Genomic DNA, 14892 nt, shown 5'->3' with positions numbered 1-14892 from the left:
GAGGCGCGCCTCAGCGCATCGCGTTGCCGATGTAGGAGTACTTGACGAACACCTCGGACGCGCACCCGGCCTCTTCGAGCACGCCCTGCACCGCGGTGAGCATGTACTTCGAGTCCCACCCCATGTACAGGTGGTGGCCGTCGCCCAGCTCGTCCCAGTGGCCGTTCCACGCGACCTCCGCGTAGACCGGGCCGCCGCGCCGGGCACTGAAGTCGATCACGCTCTGCCGCGAGTCGGCCCACAGCCGCTTGAAGATGCGGTTGAACAGGTACTTCACGTCGGGCACTTCCCAGTGCTCACCGCGATACTCGACGTAGTCGAACTCCCGCTGCCATCCCCGCGGCCAGCCGCGGCGCTTGACCGCATCGAGGATCGGCGTCAGGTCGTCGTCGTCGATGTCCACTACCGCCGGCCGCTGCCAGACCTCCACGAAGCGGTCGGTCAGGCGCGCGGTGCGCTCGGCGATCGCCGCCGTGTTCCAGGCACCGGCATCCGCCACCTGACGGGTGAGCACGACCCCGCTGCGCGCATACAGCGGGCGCTTGTCGGCGAACGAGACATCCAGGGCGCGGTCGGCCAGGGGCTGCTCGAGGAGCGTTGTGTTGCCGAGGGTCTGCGCCAGGGCGCGGTGGCTGTTCTGCTCGTCGTCGCTGTACTCGGCGAAGCGTCGCACGCCGTCGCCGGACCAGTCGTCGGACGGCGCCAACGGGAAGACGTGCTCGACGTCGAGTCCCGCGACGCTGTCGAGCCCGGCGAGGCGGCCGAGCACGTAGTGGGGGTGGGGGAGCGCGCTGTACTTGAGGCCGACGCGGGTGCGCTCGTCGGACGGTGTGATGCGCGCGATCGCGCGGCGGAGCGCCTCGGGCCCGTCGTCGGCGGCGCGGCACAGGCGCGCGACGAGCCGCTCGTTGGTCAGCCCCGCGATCTGCCGGCGCAGCAGCAGCGACTGGACCTGCTCCAGCGCGTCGATGACCGTGGCGCGGGGGAGCGCGCCGTGCGCCAGGTCGTGGGACAGCCGCATCATCAGCGGGTAGACGCCGCGCCCGAACGTGTTCACGTATCCGAGGTGACGGCCCAGCTCCGCATCCGCGATCTGGGCCGGGTCGAGCAGCCCGCCATAGATCTCTGAGTACTCGCGCCACTGTGCGGCCAGGTCGCGCAGCGCGCCGGCGTCGAGGCGGGGGAACCGGTGCCGGAACGCGTCGTACACGCCCCGCTCGCCGACCACGGCGACCTCGCGGCCGGTGAGCATGACGAGGTAGTGCCGCCAGAACGCGCCGATCTGATCCCCGGTGTTCTGCTCGATCGGCAGCCAGTACTCGGCCTCGATCTCGTTCTGCTCGGCGTGCGAGAGGCCCATGAGCACGTAGTTGTGGATCAGCTCGTGGTCGCGCAGCGGCTGCCCCGTCGAGTTGAGGCTCTCGAAGATCTGCTGCGCGTTGGCCTGCGCGCCGAGCGTGATCGACACGTGCTCGAGCTTCTGCAGCCCACGCCAGATGTGGGCCGCTTCGTCGGGACGGATCTGGCTGCGGAAGAACGCGTAGTTGTCGTCGAACCGGGACTCGCGCGCGTCGGCGCCGTCACGCCGATCGAGCACCACGCTCTCGAACACCTCGGCCCACGCGCGGTGCGGACGCAGCTTGGTGCGCTGCGGATCGTCGGCGCGCACCAGCACCCGCTCCAGCTCGCGGGCCAGCACCGGATCGTCGTCGCGCAGCGTGTGGTGCAGGGCGGCGATCAGCAGCATCAGCGTCGTGATGCGCTGCTGCCCGTCGATGAGGACGAGGTGCGCGTCGTCGGCGGCCGCGGTGCTGGCCGTCGACAGGATCGAGCCGATGAAATGGGTGTGCGTGTCGTGCGTGTCGGCGACGGCGCGGATGTCGCCCAGCAGCTGCTCGCACCCGCCGATGTCCCAGCGATACTGCCGCTGATACACCGGGACCACGATGGTGGTGTCGGATGCCGACAGCCACCCGAGAGCCTGTCAAATGGTCTGTGTAAGGGGGTGAGGTTCACCCCCCTGAAGGAGAAACACTGTGACTATGGATGCGATCAGCCCGGAGCGCGAGGAGCGTCGTCGGAGGCAGAAGGAGCTTGCTGATCAGTTGAAGGCGTCGGGAGCGATGGATGAGATCTTCGCGAAGATCGACGCGGGCGAGCCCTTGACGGGCGAGCACGGGATGCTGGGCGGGATGTTGAAGGCGGCGCTGGAGCGGGGGCTGGATGCGGAGCTGACGGAGCATGTCGGCTACGACCGCGGCGATGCCGAGGCGTCGCTGTATCCGAACTCCCGCAATGGGTCGACGCCGAAGACGGTGTCGACCGAGATCGGTGATATCGAGCTTGCGGTCCCGCGCGACCGGAACGGGTCGTTCACGCCGATGCTGGTCCCGAAGGGGCAGCGGCGGCTGGACGGGCTGGATGGGATGATCATCTCGCTTTACGCGGGCGGGATGACGATCCGCGACATTCAGCACCATCTCGCGAACACGATCGGCACCGAGCTCAGCCATGAGACGATCTCGAAGATCACCGACCAGGTCGCCGACGAGGTCCTCGCCTGGCAGACGAGGCCGCTCGAGTCGCTGTATCCGGTGATCTATCTGGACGCGATCATCGTGAAGATCCGCGATGGCGGGCATGTCCGCAACAAGGCCGCTCATATCGCTGTCGGGGTCGACATGGACGGGATCAAGCACGTCCTGGGGATCTGGGTGCAGGCCACCGAGGGTGCGAAGTTCTGGGCGTCGGTGTGCGCCGAACTCGCCAACCGCGGCGTCCGCGACGTGCTGATCGTCTGCTGCGACGGGCTGACCGGGTTCCCCGAGGCGATCGCGGCGACGTGGCCGGAAGCGACCGTGCAGACCTGCGTCGTGCATCTCATCCGGGCTGCGATGCGGTTCGTGAACTACAAGGACCGCAAGGCCGTCGCCGCCGCGCTGAAACCGATCTACCAGGCTGCGAACGAGGACACCGCCCTCGAGGCGCTCGAGGAGTTCAGCGCGTCCGAGCTCGGGAAGCGATACCCGTCGGCGGTGAAATCGTTCCAGGACGCCTGGGACAAGTTCACCCCGTTCCTCGCGTTCCCGCCCGAGCTGCGGCGGGTGATCTACACGACGAACGCGATTGAATCGCTGAACTACCAGCTGCGGAAGATCACCAAGAACCGTGGCCATTTCCCCAACGACGCTGCTGCGGTCAAGCTGCTCTGGCTCGCGATCTGCGACATCGAGGACAAACGAGCCCGCGAACGAGAGAAGGAACGCGGCCTGCCCGCGAGCAAGCGCAAAGCCAGCGGCCGACTCATCGAGGGCAACGTCACGACGAACTGGAAACAAGCCCTTGAGCAACTCGCCCTGGCTTACCCCGAGCGAATCAACCCCTACCTCTGACCACCAATTCCGAACCGCTTACACAGAAAACTTGACAAGCCCCCACCCGATCGTGTTGACAGCGGCTGCTTCGACATTCGTGGCTGTGGTCATGCTCGCAGAATCGCTCCTCACCGAAACCTCGTCGAGTCTAGTCGGGTTCCCCGTTTCCCGGCCGCGACACGGGGACCATCCAGAACCGCTGGCTAGGCTTGCCGAAGTTGGGCCTGTAAAAACGCGCTGGCCCGTCTACGAAAGGTCATGATCCGAATCATGGGTTACATCAAGTCCGCCGCACTCGAGGAGACCGGATACGTCGTCCTCGACCGCTACAACAAGGAGATCGACCCGAAGGAGTGGCTCGACGTCGAGTACGTCGACTGGAAATCCTCCGGCGACACCCGGTTCGCGCCGCTGGCCTCGGCCAAGGGTGAGATCGAATGCAACGGGTTCTGGAACCACAAGCCGCCGCGCACCGACAAGGATGGCGTGTGGATCGACTCGCAGACGGAGAAGGCCCCCACTCTGACCGCCCGCGCGAAGGAACCCGGCGCCAACGTCGGACGCTGCCGCATCATCGAACTGCAGCCCAACACCTACGCGGACTGCCTCTACAACCTGCACCAGGACGACAACAACCGCCTCAACCCGGACGGCACCGGCTGGGTCGTGCGCGGCTTCTTCAACCTCACCGACGACAAGACCAGCTACTTCGTGCTGCGCGAGAACCGCACCGACCCCAGCGGTGAGACCCGCATCGCGCTGCCGGCCGGCGCGCAGCTGATCGTCGACACCCAGCGTCTGTGGCACGCCGCCACCCACCCCGGCGACGAGCCGCGGTACTGCCTCATCACCTCGTGGGAGAGCGGCCCCGAGCTCGACGCCTACATCGCCAAGTACAACGGCGTGAACAAGGTGGAGTCCTACCCGGTCGACCAGGAGATCCTCGACGCCGGCCAGGCCGAGCAGACCCGTCGCCTCGCCGCCCGCGCGGCGGCCCTCGCCGCGCGCGGCCAGGCCGAGGTCACCGCCATGAGCGAGGCCTGACGCACCATCACGCGCGAAGGTCCCGGCTGCGATGCGGCCGGGACCTTCTGCATATCTCCGCTTGTGAGTGTATGTGGTTGTGTTGTACCGTGTGGCTAACGCAAGGGGAGCCACATGTACGCAACGGAGCGGCAGCACCTGATCGAGCAGTCGGTGGCCGTGGACGGCAGCGTCGCGGTCGTCGATCTCGCACGCCGCTTCGAGGTGACCACCGAGACGATCCGCCGTGATCTGGCACAGCTCGAGCGCGCGGGCATCGTGCGTCGTGTGCACGGCGGAGCGGTGTCGCAGCGCGCCAGCAGCATCGCCGAGCCGTCGCTGGCCGACCGGACGCAGCGACACAGCGAGGCCAAGCGAGCGATCGCCCGGCGTGCCGTGGCAAGTCTCGGCTACGACTTCACCGGTTCGGTGTATCTGGATGCCGGGACGACAACGGCGGCGATCGCGGGACTGCTGCTCGATCGCCGCGCATCGGCCGGGCGGCCGCTCGAGGTCGTGACCCATTCGATGACCGTCGCGCACCTGCTCGCCGGTGCACCGGGCATCGCACTGACCGCTATCGGCGGTCGCGTCCGGGGACTGACGGCAGCAGCGGTGGGCACGGCGACGGTGCGGGCCGTCGAGGGGTTGCGGCCTGATGTCGCGTTCGTGGGCACGAACGGCGTCTCGGCCGTCTTCGGTCTGAGCACACCCGACCCGGAGGAGGCCGCCGTCAAGCGTGCGGTCGTCGCGTCGGCGCGCCGGGTGGTGGTGGCAGCCCACGCCGAGAAGCTCGATCAGGAGCTGCTCGTCTCCTTCGCGGGGCTCGCCGACGTCGACACGCTCGTCACCGACGCCGCGCCACCGGCATTACTGGCATCGGCTCTCGCCGAGAACGACGTGGAGGTGTGGGTGGCATGATCGTCACTCTGACCGCCCATCCCGCGCTCGATCGCACAATCGATCTGGTGGCGCCTTTGCGTGTGGGCGAGGTGCACACCGCTCGGGACGCGCATGAGCACGCGGGCGGCAAGGGCATCAACGTCTCGCGCGTCGTCCACGCTGCCGGTGCCGGTACCGTCGCCGTGCTGCCTCTGGCGGCGGCCGACCCGTTCGCCACGGTGCTGGCCGAGACCGGACTGACGACCCGGCCGGTGCCCGTGCGCGGCACCGTCCGCACCAACATCACCCTCACGGCGCCGGACGGTCAGACCACCAAGATCAACGTGCCGGGGGCCGCGCTCAGCGCCGAGGAGGCCGCCGCGCTGACGGCGACCGTGGCCGCCGCAGCCGGTGAGGCGCGGTGGGTGGTCCTGGCGGGCTCGCTGCCACCGGGCGTCGGTGAGGACTTCTATGTCCGGGTGATCGAAGCCATCCGATTCGGTGGGGGTGCCCGCACGCCGCGGATCGCTGTGGACACCTCGGGGCCGGCGCTGGCCGCGGTCGTCGATGCCGGTGTGGCAGACCTCATCAAGCCCAACGACGAAGAGCTGGCCGAGCTCACCGGCCTGGCGTGGCCGGCCGATGCCGATGCCGCCGATGCGGTCGTCACGGTGGCCAACGGGCTGGTGCCCGGGAAGGTCGGGTCGGCGCTGGTCACCCTGGGAGCGGCGGGTGCCGTTCTGGTCACCCGCGAAGGGGCGTGGGCGGCGGCGCCCCCGCCCATCCGTGCCCGCAGCACCGTGGGAGCCGGCGACAGCACACTGGCGGGCTACCTGCTGGCCGAAGCCGCCGGCGCCGACCCCGCCGAGTGTCTGCGACACAGCATCCGCTATGGCGCCGCCGCCACGTCCCTGGTGGGCACTCAGGCGCCCACTCCCGCAGATCTTCCGCCCGGCGACGTGCCGGTGCGCGCTCTCACCCGCTGAAGCACACGACCAGAGGAGGTCATGGTGTCACACACGATCACCCCGCAGCTCGTCAGTCTCGATGAGCCGCTCGGCACCGACAAGCGCGCCGTCATCGAAGCACTCGCCGCGCGGGTGGCCGAAGCCGGCCGGGCTACCGACGCCGCCGCTCTCGCCGCCGATGCCTGGGCACGTGAGGAGAAGGACGAGACCGGCCTGCCCGGCGGAATCGCCATTCCGCACGCGAAGAGCGCGGCCGTCACCCGCGCCTCGCTGGCCTTCGCCCGACTCGATCCGGCAGTGTCGTTCGGCGCGCCGGACGGCGGCGCCGACCTGGTGTTCCTCATCGCCGCGCCCGACACCGCCGCGGAGGAGCACCTTGCTGTGCTGTCGCGCCTGGCGCGCAGCCTCATGCGCGAGGAGTTCACCGGCGCGCTGCGCGGCGCGACCTCCGCCGATGCCGTCGTGGCCATCGTGCAGGACGCCATCGGCGAGACGGCAGAGGCCGTCGAGGCCGGCTCTGCCGTGTCCGAGTCGGCGGTGCCGGCGACACCTGTGGCCGCGTCCGCACCGGCGACAACCGACATGACGGGCGCCGCGCCGGCGGCGAACACGGTAGACGGCCGCCCGGCACGCATCGTGGCCGTCACCTCGTGCGCGACCGGCATCGCCCACACCTTCATGGCCGCCGATGCGCTCTCGGCAGCCGGGGCGAAGGCCGGCGTCGAGCTCGCCGTCGAGCCGCAGGGCTCGAGCGGCTACGCAGCACTCCCGGCCGAGACCATCCAACAGGCGGACGCGATCATCTTCGCCACCGACGTGGACGTGCGCGAGCAGCACCGATTCGCCGGAAAGCCCGTCGTCCGCTCCGGCGTCAAGCGCGGCATCGAGCAGCCTGCGCAGATGATCGCCGAGGCCGTCGCCGCCGCATCCGACCCGGGCGCCCCGCGCGTGCCGGCCGTCGCCGGAGCCGACACGGCGAACGTGCCGGCAGCGACCGCGAATCTGTCGTGGGGTGCGCGCATCCAGCGCATCCTGCTCACCGGCGTGAGCTACATGATCCCGTTCGTCGCCGGCGGCGGTCTGCTCATCGCGCTGGGCTTCCTTCTCGGCGGCGCGGACGTCAACGCCGACAACAAGGCCTATGCGATCATCATCGACAACGCGCTGTGGAACCTGCCCGCCGGCGGGCTCGCCGAATACCTGGGTGCGGTCGCGTTCGTCATCGGTTCGACCTCGATGGGCTTCCTCGTCGCGGCCCTCGCCGGCTACATCGCCTTCGCGGTCGCCGACCGTCCCGGCATCGCCCCCGGATTCGTCGCGGGCGCCGTCGCGGTCACCATGAACGCGGGCTTCATCGGCGGGATCATCGGCGGACTGCTCGCGGGCGTCGCCGCGTGGTGGCTCGGCAGTCTGCGCGTTCCCCGCTGGCTGCGCGGCCTCATGCCGGTCGTGCTCATCCCGCTGTTCGGCTCGATCGTGGCATCGGGGCTGATGATCCTGCTGCTCGGGGGTCCGATCGCAGCACTCATGGTGGCACTGACCGACGCCCTGACCACCCTGACGGCCAGCAGCGCCGGCGTTGTGGCCGTCGGCATCATCCTGGGGCTCATGATGTGCTTCGACCTGGGCGGCCCGGTCAACAAGGTCGCCTACGTGTTCGCGACCACCGGACTGGCGGCGGCTTCGGCCGAGAACACGGCGCCGTACCTGATCATGGCGGCGGTCATGTGCGCGGGAATGGTGCCACCGCTCGGCCTGGCCCTGGCATCCACCGTGCTCGCCCGCCCCCTCTTCACGCCCGTCGAGCGGGAGAACGGCAAAGCGGCCTGGCTGCTGGGTGCCGCGTTCATCAGCGAGGGGGCGATCCCGTTCGCCGCGGCCGACCCGCTGCGCGTGATCCCGGCGTCGATGGTGGGCGGGGCCGTCACCGGCGCGCTGAGCATGGTGTTCGGCGTCACGAGCTTCGCACCGCACGGCGGAGTCTTCGTCCTGTTCGCCATCAGCCCCATCTGGGGTTTCGTGGTGGCGCTGCTGGCCGGTACGGTCGTGACAGCACTCGTGCTCGTCGTGCTCAAGAAGTACGTCGGTCGCGCAGAGCTCGATCAGGCCGAAGCGGCGTTCGCCGAACCGGTCGCCGCGTAACTTCAAGGAGAGACACATGGCCGAACGCACCGCCACCATCGCCAGCAGCTCAGGTCTGCATGCCCGCCCCGCGAAGCTGTTCGTGCAGGCGGTGCAGGCCACCGGTGTCCCCGTCACCATCGCGGTGGAGGGCGGCCCGGACCTCAACGCCGGCAGCATCCTGTCGCTCATGGGCCTCGGTGCCACGCAGGGCACCGTCGTCACCCTCAAGTCCGACGCCGACGGTGCCGAGGAGGCGCTCGACGGTCTCGTGGCGTTCCTCGAGACCGACCACGACGCCGAGTAAGCCCGCACAACAAAGGCGGATGCCGGGGGTCACGCCTCCGGCATCCGCCTTCGGCGTCTCACACGTCGGCGCCGTCGCCGGGCTCGAGCTCGATGAACTCGCCGCCGTGCTGTTCGACTGCCCAGGCGAGCCGCGCACGCCCCATCTGCAGTCCGCTGCGCGAGAGCGTCATGTCATGCGTCGCGAACGCGCGACGCGGCTGCACGGCCAGCACGAAGTCCATGGCCTCGCCGATCTTCAGCCACGGCGCGCCCACCGGTGCCGCGAGCAGGCGCACGTCCGCGCCCTCGGGGACGGCGTAGGAATCGCCCGGATAGTAGAACGCGTCGTCGACGAGTACGCCCACGTTGTCCACGAGCGGGATGGATTCGTGGATGACCGCATGAGTGCCGCCGTGGAAAGACAGCGAGAACGGGTCGAGCGTCACGGTGTCCCCGGGGGACACGACGGTGATGTCGTGGTCGGCGGCGGCCCGGGCGACCCCGGCCGGACCGTAGACGGGGAGGTCGGGGCGTCCCTTGCGCAGCCGGTCGAGGTGCTCCGGGGTCCAATGGTCGGCGTGCTCGTGGGTGATCACCACGCCGATGAGGTCGGACAGGTCGGCCAGCGGCAGGGTGAAGCTGCCGGGGTCGATCAGGAGGGTCTTGCCGCCGCTCTCGAGGCGCAGACAGGCATGTTCGTGTTTCGTGACGCGCATGCTCCCAGTCAACGGTGAACGCGCGGCGGGGGCAAGCCCGGCCTCGATCCCGGCCTCGATTTTGTCCGCGACCGCAGGGCATGGCATAATCAAACGGTTGCGTGAAACGGCCCCATCGTATAGCGGCCTAGTACGCCGCCCTCTCACGGCGGTAACGCGGGTTCGAATCCCGCTGGGGTCACCAACAACCGAAAGGCTCGTCCGACTGGGCGGGCCTTTCGTCATTCCGCCCGTGGCCGCCGACGCACGGCGCGGCGGATGAGCCAGGCGATCACGCCCAGCACGGCGAGCACGCCCAGCCACGGGAGGAGGAACCCGACGCCGATGACGACACCGTTGAGGGTCGCCACCAGGCCGTTCCAGCCGGCGACGATGCCGTCGCCGAAGCCCGCCGGGTCGGCCTCCACCACCTGGGACGGTTCGTACAGCGACACGGTGAGAGCGGACATGCCGACCTGGTCTTCAAGATGCGTCAGCTGCTGCTCGTAAGACTCGAGCTGGGCCTGGCGCTCGGCCAGCGCGCTCTCGGCTGCCAGCAGATCAGCGGTCGACGACGCATCGGCCATCAGCGACTCGAGGCGTTCGACCGACGTGCGCAATGCATCGATGCGCGCCCGCAGGTCAACCGCCTCGCCGGTGACATCGCGACGGTCCAGCTGCGACGCGGTGACCTCACCGACATCCTCCAGGCCGTCGATCACGCTCTCGAGCTCAGCAGCCGGCACGCGCACCGACAGCCACGTCGTGGTCTGCGGCGCGGGTGCGACCGAGCCGCTGTCGTAGCCCTCGAAGGCGCGCTCGCCCTCGGCGCCGATGCTCAGCGCCTCGACGTACCCACCGGCGTCCTGGGCGAGGTCGGCGATCTCGGCGGCGCCGGCGCGCGCATCCCCGACGCGCACCGAGGCGGACGCCGTCGCGATGATCTCGCGTGCCGGCCCCGCAACGTCGTCGCCCCCGCGCGTCGGCGCGTCGGTGAGAGCCTCGTCGGTCACGGCGCCGGACATGCTGTCTTCAGCGGCGCCGGCGCCATCGAGGTCGCCGCCCGCGTGCGGCGCGAACTCCGGTGCGGAGGCACCATCGGACTGCGCCCCGCTCATACCCAGGTTCAGCTGCGGTGCGATGACGGCGGCCACCACGATGATCGCGGCGGCGGCACCACCGGCCAGCCAGAGCCTGCCGCGTGTGCTGCGGCGGCGCTGCGCGCGCGCGTCGATGCCGGACTGTTCGGCGTGGATATCGGCGAAAAGCTGCTTCTCGAGCTCGGCGATGCGCTCGTCGCTGAGCTCGGGCAGAGTCTGGTCGTGCTCGGTCATGTCCCCTCCGGTTCGACGGCATCGCGCAGTCGCGTGCGGATGCGGGAGAGACGGTTGCGGACGGCCCCGTGCGTGACGCCCAGCTGCTCGGCGGCGGCCTGGTAGCCGAAGCCGTCCACGGCGCACAGGCGGAAGATGTCCTGGTCGAGCCGGCTGAGCGTCCCCACCTCGCGCAGGATGCGCTCGACCAGGTCCGATGTGACCACCTGCTGTTCCACGTCGATGGATGCCGGCAGCGCCCCCTCCGTCAGCGCCGCGGAGTTCTCGCGGTCACGTTGCTGCCGGCGGATGCGGTTGGCGCATTGGAACCGGCAGATCGTGACCAGCCACGGCAGCAGCGAATCACCGGCCAGCTCGAAGCCCGGCAGTTTCCGCCACGCCGCCAGGAACGTCTCCTGCGCGACATCCTCCGCGTCGGCCCGCGTGCCCACGAGCCCATAGGCGAGCCAGAACACCGGCCGCAGGTACGCGCGGTACAGCTGCCGGAAGGCGGCCTCGCTCCCGCTCGCCGCCGCGGCGACGAGTTCGGCGTCGGTCGGCACACCCGTCGAGGTCATCCGCTCCTCTTCATCTCTCGCACACCCAGTGTCGGGCCCGGCGGAAACGTCTCACACTGCCTGTATCCTTGTGCGAGCGAGAGGGAGTATCCCGACCTCGCGCATCCGTCACCACGGGGTCCGCAGTCGGAGCCCCGGATGCGCGCCGCGACAGCGGGGGAGAGACTTTCGACGATTCCTCCTCCCCTCGAAAGGCTTTCATGGAGCTTCCTGTCTGGTTCGAGATCGGCTCGATGGCCGTGCTGCTGGCGATCCTGATCGCCGATCTGCTGCTGATCGTCAAACGGCCCCACATCCCCTCCAACAAGGAGTCGACCCTGTGGGTCGTGTTCTACGTGACGCTGGCCCTCATCTTCGCGGGCCTCATGTGGATCTTCGCGGGCGGAGAGTATGCCGGTCAATTCGTCGCCGGCTGGTTGACCGAATACAGCCTCTCGATCGACAACCTGTTCGTGTTCGTGCTGATCATGACGCAGTTCTCGGTGCCGCGTCGATACCAGCAGAAGGTGCTGATGGTCGGCATCATCATCGCCCTCGTCCTGCGCGGCATCTTCATCCTGCTGGGTGCGGCCATCATCGAGAACTTCCTGCCGATCTTCTACGTGTTCGGCGCCTTCCTGATCTGGACGGCGTGGAAGCAGGCGTTCCCCGGGGCCGTCCACGACGACGAGGTCAAGAAGGAGAGCTTCGTCGTGCGGACGCTGCGCCGCACGGTGGACATCAGCGAGAACTACGACGGAGCGAAGATCCGCACGGTCGTGGACGGCAAGAAGATGTTCACGCCGATGATCATCGTGTTCGCCGCCATCGGCATGACCGACCTGCTGTTCGCGCTCGACTCCATCCCGGCGATCTTCGGCATCACCCAGAACGCGTTCATCGTGTTCACGGCCAACATCTTCGCGCTCATGGGACTGCGCCAGCTCTACTTCCTGCTGGGCGGCCTGCTCGACCGGCTGCGCTACCTGCACTACGGCATCGCCTTCATCCTGGCGTTCATCGGCGTGAAGCTCATTTTCCACGCGATGCACGAGAACGAGGTGCCGTTCATCAACGGCGGCGAAGGAATCCACTGGGTACCCGACATCTCGACCTGGATGTCGCTCGGCGTCATCGTCGCGTCGATGGTCGTGGCCACGGTGGCCAGTCTGGTGGCGTCCGCGAGGGAGCGTCGCGCCGAGCCCAAGCCGAAGCCGAAGCCGCACGTCGGCGGGGAGACGGTGCCCCCCGCCGACCGCGATGCGGCGGAGGCCGTCGCCGACGAGAAGGGCGTCCCGCCGACCGTCGAGACGCCGCACGGCGACGACCGGGCCTGACCGACCGGTCGCGGCCCGCCTACACCGGGAGAGGGGACGGCGCCACCCGATGCGGCGTGTCCGGGGGATGTGCTTGAGTGGCACCGGGAGGTGTGCCGGTGATCGAGTTCCGTGACGTGTCGAAGCGGTACCCCGACGGGACGATGGCCGTCGACGGCTTCAGCCTCGTCCTCCCCGCACGCAAGACCACCGTCCTGGTGGGCTCCTCCGGCTGCGGCAAGACGACGCTGCTGCGCATGATCAACCGGATGGTCGAACCGACCTCGGGGCACATCGAGATCGACGGTGAGCCCATCGCCCGGCGCGATCCCGTGGCGCTGCGCCGCAGCATCGGCTACATCATGCAGAGCGCCGGCCTGCTGCCGCACGTCACCGTCGTCGACAACATCGCCACCGTCCCCGTGCTTGGCGGGCAGCGGCGCCGTGACGCCCGTGTGCGAGCCCTCGAACTGCTCGATGTCGTGGGCCTGGACCGGTCGCTGGCACTGCGCTACCCCCATCAGCTCTCCGGCGGCCAGCAGCAGCGGGTGGGGGTCGCGCGGGGGCTCGCCGCCGACCCGAACATCCTGCTCATGGACGAGCCCTTCGGGGCGGTCGATCCCATCGTGCGGCGGGAGCTGCAGCAGGAGATCATCCGGCTGCAGCGCGACCTCGACAAGACGGTCGTGTTCGTCACCCACGACATCGATGAGGCGTTCCTGCTGGGCGATCAGGTGGTGATCCTGCAGAAGGGGGCGCGCATCGCGCAGGTGGGTTCGCCGAGCGAGATCATCGAGGCGCCGGCATCCGAGTTCGTCGCCCGATTCATCGGGGCCGAGCGCGGGGCGCGGGCGCTGCGGCTGAAGCAGACGCCCCGGGGCACGGTCGTCGTCGATACCGAGGGTCGCACCCAGGGCACGATCCTCGGTGAGGACGTCGCGTGAACTGGGTGCTCGACAACCTGGATCTCATCGCGGTCCTGGCCCTCGAGCATCTGCGGCAGAGCGCGATCGCCATCATCGCGTCGTTCCTCATCGCGGTGCCGCTGGGCTGGGTCGCGTGGCGCTTCCGCGTGCTGCGCGGGAGCATCGTCGCGCTCGTCGGTCTGCTGTATACGATCCCGTCGCTGGCGCTGCTCATGCTCCTGCCCACCGTGCTGGGCATCAGCCCGCTCAGTGAGCTGAACCTGATCATCGCGCTGACCCTCTATGGCGTGGCGCTGATGGTGCGCGCCGTCGCCGACGGGCTCGACGCGGTCGATCCCGATGTGCGGCTGGCCGCCACCGCCATGGGGTACGGCGGCGCGCGCCGGTTCTTCCGTGTCGACTTCCCGCTGGCCGGCCCGGTCGTGCTGGCGGGCCTGCGCGTCACGGCGGTCAGCACGATCGCGTTGGCGACGGTGGGCATCCTCATCGGCATCACGAACCTGGGCTACCTGTTCACCAACGGCTACCAGCGCCGCATCGTCGAGGAGATCCTGGCGGGCATCGTCGCGGTGGCGGTGATCGCCCTGCTCATCGACCTGCTGCTGGTGTGGGCCGGGCGGGTCCTGCTGCCCTGGGCGCGCACCGCGGCGGGGCCCGGGCGGCGCGAGGCGACGGCGGTGGGCGCATGAACCTGGTCGGCGACGCGCTGGCGTGGATCTTCTCCGGCGAGCCGGGCGCGGGCATGGCGCCCATTCCGACCGCGCTGGTCGAACACCTCGTGTACACCTTCCTCTCCGTGCTGCTTGCGGCGGTCATCGCCGTTCCCGTCGGGTGGGCGATCGGGCACACCGGCCGGGGCCGGGACCTTGCCGTGGCGGTCTCCGGTGCCGCCCGCGCCGTCCCGTCGTTCGGCCTGCTGCTGCTGCTCATCCTGGTGCTCGGGGTGCTGCACAAACCGGAGGCCGCGGTCATCACCTTCGTGCTGCTGGCCATCCCGTCGCTGCTGGCCGGCGCCTACACAGGGTTCGAGGCCATCGACCGGGCCGTCGTCGACGCCGGCCGATCGATGGGCATGACCGGCGGCCAGGTGCTGCGCCGCATCGAGATCCCGCTCGGCATGCCGCTGCTGGTGGGCGGCCTGCGTGCCGCCACCCTGCAGGTCGTGGCCACGGTCACGATCGCCGCCTACGCCAACCTCGGCGGGCTGGGGCAGTACATCATCACCGGCTTGAATCTCCGCCGGTTCGACATGGTGCTCGGCGGCGCGATCCTCGTCGCCGTGCTCGCCCTCGTCCTCGACGGACTGTTCGCCCTCGCGCAGCGTTTCGCCCTGCCACATGGGGTGCGCGCCGCCGGCCGGCGCCCCGCTGTCAGCGCCCGCAGCCGATCGGCGCGGGCGCCCCGACCCCTGACCACCGCACAGTAAGGA

Annotated in this window: 14 protein-coding genes and 1 tRNA gene; 11 read left to right on the top strand and 4 right to left on the bottom strand. The window is 69.4% G+C overall.

Annotation, left to right across the window (positions count from 1 at the left end; all coding sequences use genetic code 11):
- Nucleotides 1-10 precede the first annotated feature (10 nt).
- Nucleotides 11-1969 (bottom strand): DUF262 domain-containing protein, encoded by a 1959-nt coding sequence (locus ACQ143_RS03045; protein ID WP_449569573.1) that lies wholly within the window; start codon nucleotides 1967-1969, stop codon nucleotides 11-13.
- A 73-nt stretch (nucleotides 1970-2042) separates the two neighbouring features.
- On the opposite strand from ACQ143_RS03045, the gene ACQ143_RS03040 reads away from it, so the two are divergent.
- The 6 genes from ACQ143_RS03040 (at nucleotide 2043) to ACQ143_RS03015 (ending at nucleotide 8675) form a co-directional block, all read left to right on the top strand.
- Nucleotides 2043-3392 (top strand): IS256 family transposase, encoded by a 1350-nt coding sequence (locus tag ACQ143_RS03040; protein ID WP_033105388.1) that lies wholly within the window; start codon nucleotides 2043-2045, stop codon nucleotides 3390-3392.
- Between the two features lie 252 nt (nucleotides 3393-3644).
- Nucleotides 3645-4418, top strand: a complete 774-nt coding sequence (locus ACQ143_RS03035) for a hypothetical protein (RefSeq protein ID WP_449569572.1) — start codon at nucleotides 3645-3647, stop codon at nucleotides 4416-4418.
- Nucleotides 4419-4532: 114 nt separating this feature from the next.
- Complete coding sequence (locus ACQ143_RS03030; RefSeq protein WP_449569235.1) at nucleotides 4533-5318, top strand: DeoR/GlpR family DNA-binding transcription regulator; 786 nt, start codon at nucleotides 4533-4535, stop codon at nucleotides 5316-5318.
- Entirely contained in the window at nucleotides 5315-6265 is a 951-nt protein-coding gene (locus tag ACQ143_RS03025; RefSeq protein WP_449569234.1) for a 1-phosphofructokinase family hexose kinase, read from the top strand. The genes ACQ143_RS03030 and ACQ143_RS03025 overlap by 4 nt, the downstream gene beginning before the upstream one ends.
- Before the next feature lie 24 nt (nucleotides 6266-6289).
- On the top strand, nucleotides 6290-8389 hold the full coding sequence (locus tag ACQ143_RS03020; protein WP_449569233.1) for a PTS fructose transporter subunit IIABC: 2100 nt from the start codon (nucleotides 6290-6292) through the stop codon (nucleotides 8387-8389).
- A gap of 16 nt (nucleotides 8390-8405) precedes the next feature.
- Complete coding sequence (locus tag ACQ143_RS03015) at nucleotides 8406-8675, top strand: HPr family phosphocarrier protein (RefSeq protein ID WP_449569232.1); 270 nt, start codon at nucleotides 8406-8408, stop codon at nucleotides 8673-8675.
- A gap of 58 nt (nucleotides 8676-8733) precedes the next feature.
- Here the strand turns inward: ACQ143_RS03015 and ACQ143_RS03010 are convergent, their stop codons facing one another.
- Nucleotides 8734-9372: an MBL fold metallo-hydrolase gene (locus tag ACQ143_RS03010; RefSeq protein WP_449569231.1), complete on the bottom strand. Its 639-nt coding sequence runs from the start codon at nucleotides 9370-9372 to the stop codon at nucleotides 8734-8736.
- A 108-nt stretch (nucleotides 9373-9480) separates the two neighbouring features.
- On the opposite strand from ACQ143_RS03010, the gene ACQ143_RS03005 reads away from it, so the two are divergent.
- A tRNA-Glu gene (locus ACQ143_RS03005) sits at nucleotides 9481-9556 on the top strand.
- A gap of 37 nt (nucleotides 9557-9593) precedes the next feature.
- Here the strand turns inward: ACQ143_RS03005 and ACQ143_RS03000 are convergent.
- Both ACQ143_RS03000 and ACQ143_RS02995 read right to left on the bottom strand, forming a co-directional pair.
- Complete coding sequence (locus ACQ143_RS03000) at nucleotides 9594-10685, bottom strand: DUF4349 domain-containing protein (RefSeq protein WP_449569230.1); 1092 nt, start codon at nucleotides 10683-10685, stop codon at nucleotides 9594-9596.
- On the bottom strand, nucleotides 10682-11242 hold the full coding sequence (locus tag ACQ143_RS02995) for an RNA polymerase sigma factor (protein ID WP_449569229.1): 561 nt from the start codon (nucleotides 11240-11242) through the stop codon (nucleotides 10682-10684). The genes ACQ143_RS03000 and ACQ143_RS02995 overlap by 4 nt, the downstream gene beginning before the upstream one ends.
- Before the next feature lie 200 nt (nucleotides 11243-11442).
- On the opposite strand from ACQ143_RS02995, the gene ACQ143_RS02990 reads away from it, so the two are divergent.
- From ACQ143_RS02990 to ACQ143_RS02975, 4 genes are all read left to right on the top strand, one after another.
- Entirely contained in the window at nucleotides 11443-12558 is a 1116-nt protein-coding gene (locus tag ACQ143_RS02990; RefSeq protein ID WP_449569228.1) for a TerC family protein, read from the top strand.
- A 98-nt stretch (nucleotides 12559-12656) separates the two neighbouring features.
- A complete protein-coding gene (locus tag ACQ143_RS02985) occupies nucleotides 12657-13481 on the top strand; it encodes an ABC transporter ATP-binding protein (protein ID WP_449569227.1) in 825 nt (274 codons plus the stop codon).
- A complete protein-coding gene (locus ACQ143_RS02980; protein WP_449569226.1) occupies nucleotides 13478-14152 on the top strand; it encodes an ABC transporter permease in 675 nt (224 codons plus the stop codon). The genes ACQ143_RS02985 and ACQ143_RS02980 overlap by 4 nt, the downstream gene beginning before the upstream one ends.
- A complete protein-coding gene (locus tag ACQ143_RS02975) occupies nucleotides 14149-14889 on the top strand; it encodes an ABC transporter permease (protein ID WP_449569225.1) in 741 nt (246 codons plus the stop codon). The genes ACQ143_RS02980 and ACQ143_RS02975 overlap by 4 nt, the downstream gene beginning before the upstream one ends.
- Nucleotides 14890-14892: the final 3 nt, after the last annotated feature.

The sequence above is a fragment of the Microbacterium pollutisoli genome (assembly GCF_053586795.1).
This window is presented reverse-complemented; position numbering and strand designations above follow the sequence as displayed.

What these genes read in the sequence shown, in the direction of transcription:
- ACQ143_RS02995 (WP_449569229.1), bottom strand. Translation starts at nt 11,242, where the DNA reads ATGACCTCGACGGGTGTGCCGACCGACGCCGAACTCGTCGCCGCGGCG.
- ACQ143_RS03015 (WP_449569232.1), top strand. Translation starts at nt 8,406, where the DNA reads ATGGCCGAACGCACCGCCACCATCGCCAGCAGCTCAGGTCTGCATGCC.
- ACQ143_RS03000 (WP_449569230.1), bottom strand. Translation starts at nt 10,685, where the DNA reads ATGACCGAGCACGACCAGACTCTGCCCGAGCTCAGCGACGAGCGCATC.
- ACQ143_RS02990 (WP_449569228.1), top strand. Translation starts at nt 11,443, where the DNA reads ATGGAGCTTCCTGTCTGGTTCGAGATCGGCTCGATGGCCGTGCTGCTG.
- ACQ143_RS03040 (WP_033105388.1), top strand. Translation starts at nt 2,043, where the DNA reads ATGGATGCGATCAGCCCGGAGCGCGAGGAGCGTCGTCGGAGGCAGAAG.
- ACQ143_RS02975 (WP_449569225.1), top strand. Translation starts at nt 14,149, where the DNA reads ATGAACCTGGTCGGCGACGCGCTGGCGTGGATCTTCTCCGGCGAGCCG.
- ACQ143_RS03030 (WP_449569235.1), top strand. Translation starts at nt 4,533, where the DNA reads ATGTACGCAACGGAGCGGCAGCACCTGATCGAGCAGTCGGTGGCCGTG.
- ACQ143_RS03035 (WP_449569572.1), top strand. Translation starts at nt 3,645, where the DNA reads ATGGGTTACATCAAGTCCGCCGCACTCGAGGAGACCGGATACGTCGTC.
- ACQ143_RS03010 (WP_449569231.1), bottom strand. Translation starts at nt 9,372, where the DNA reads ATGCGCGTCACGAAACACGAACATGCCTGTCTGCGCCTCGAGAGCGGC.
- ACQ143_RS03025 (WP_449569234.1), top strand. Translation starts at nt 5,315, where the DNA reads ATGATCGTCACTCTGACCGCCCATCCCGCGCTCGATCGCACAATCGAT.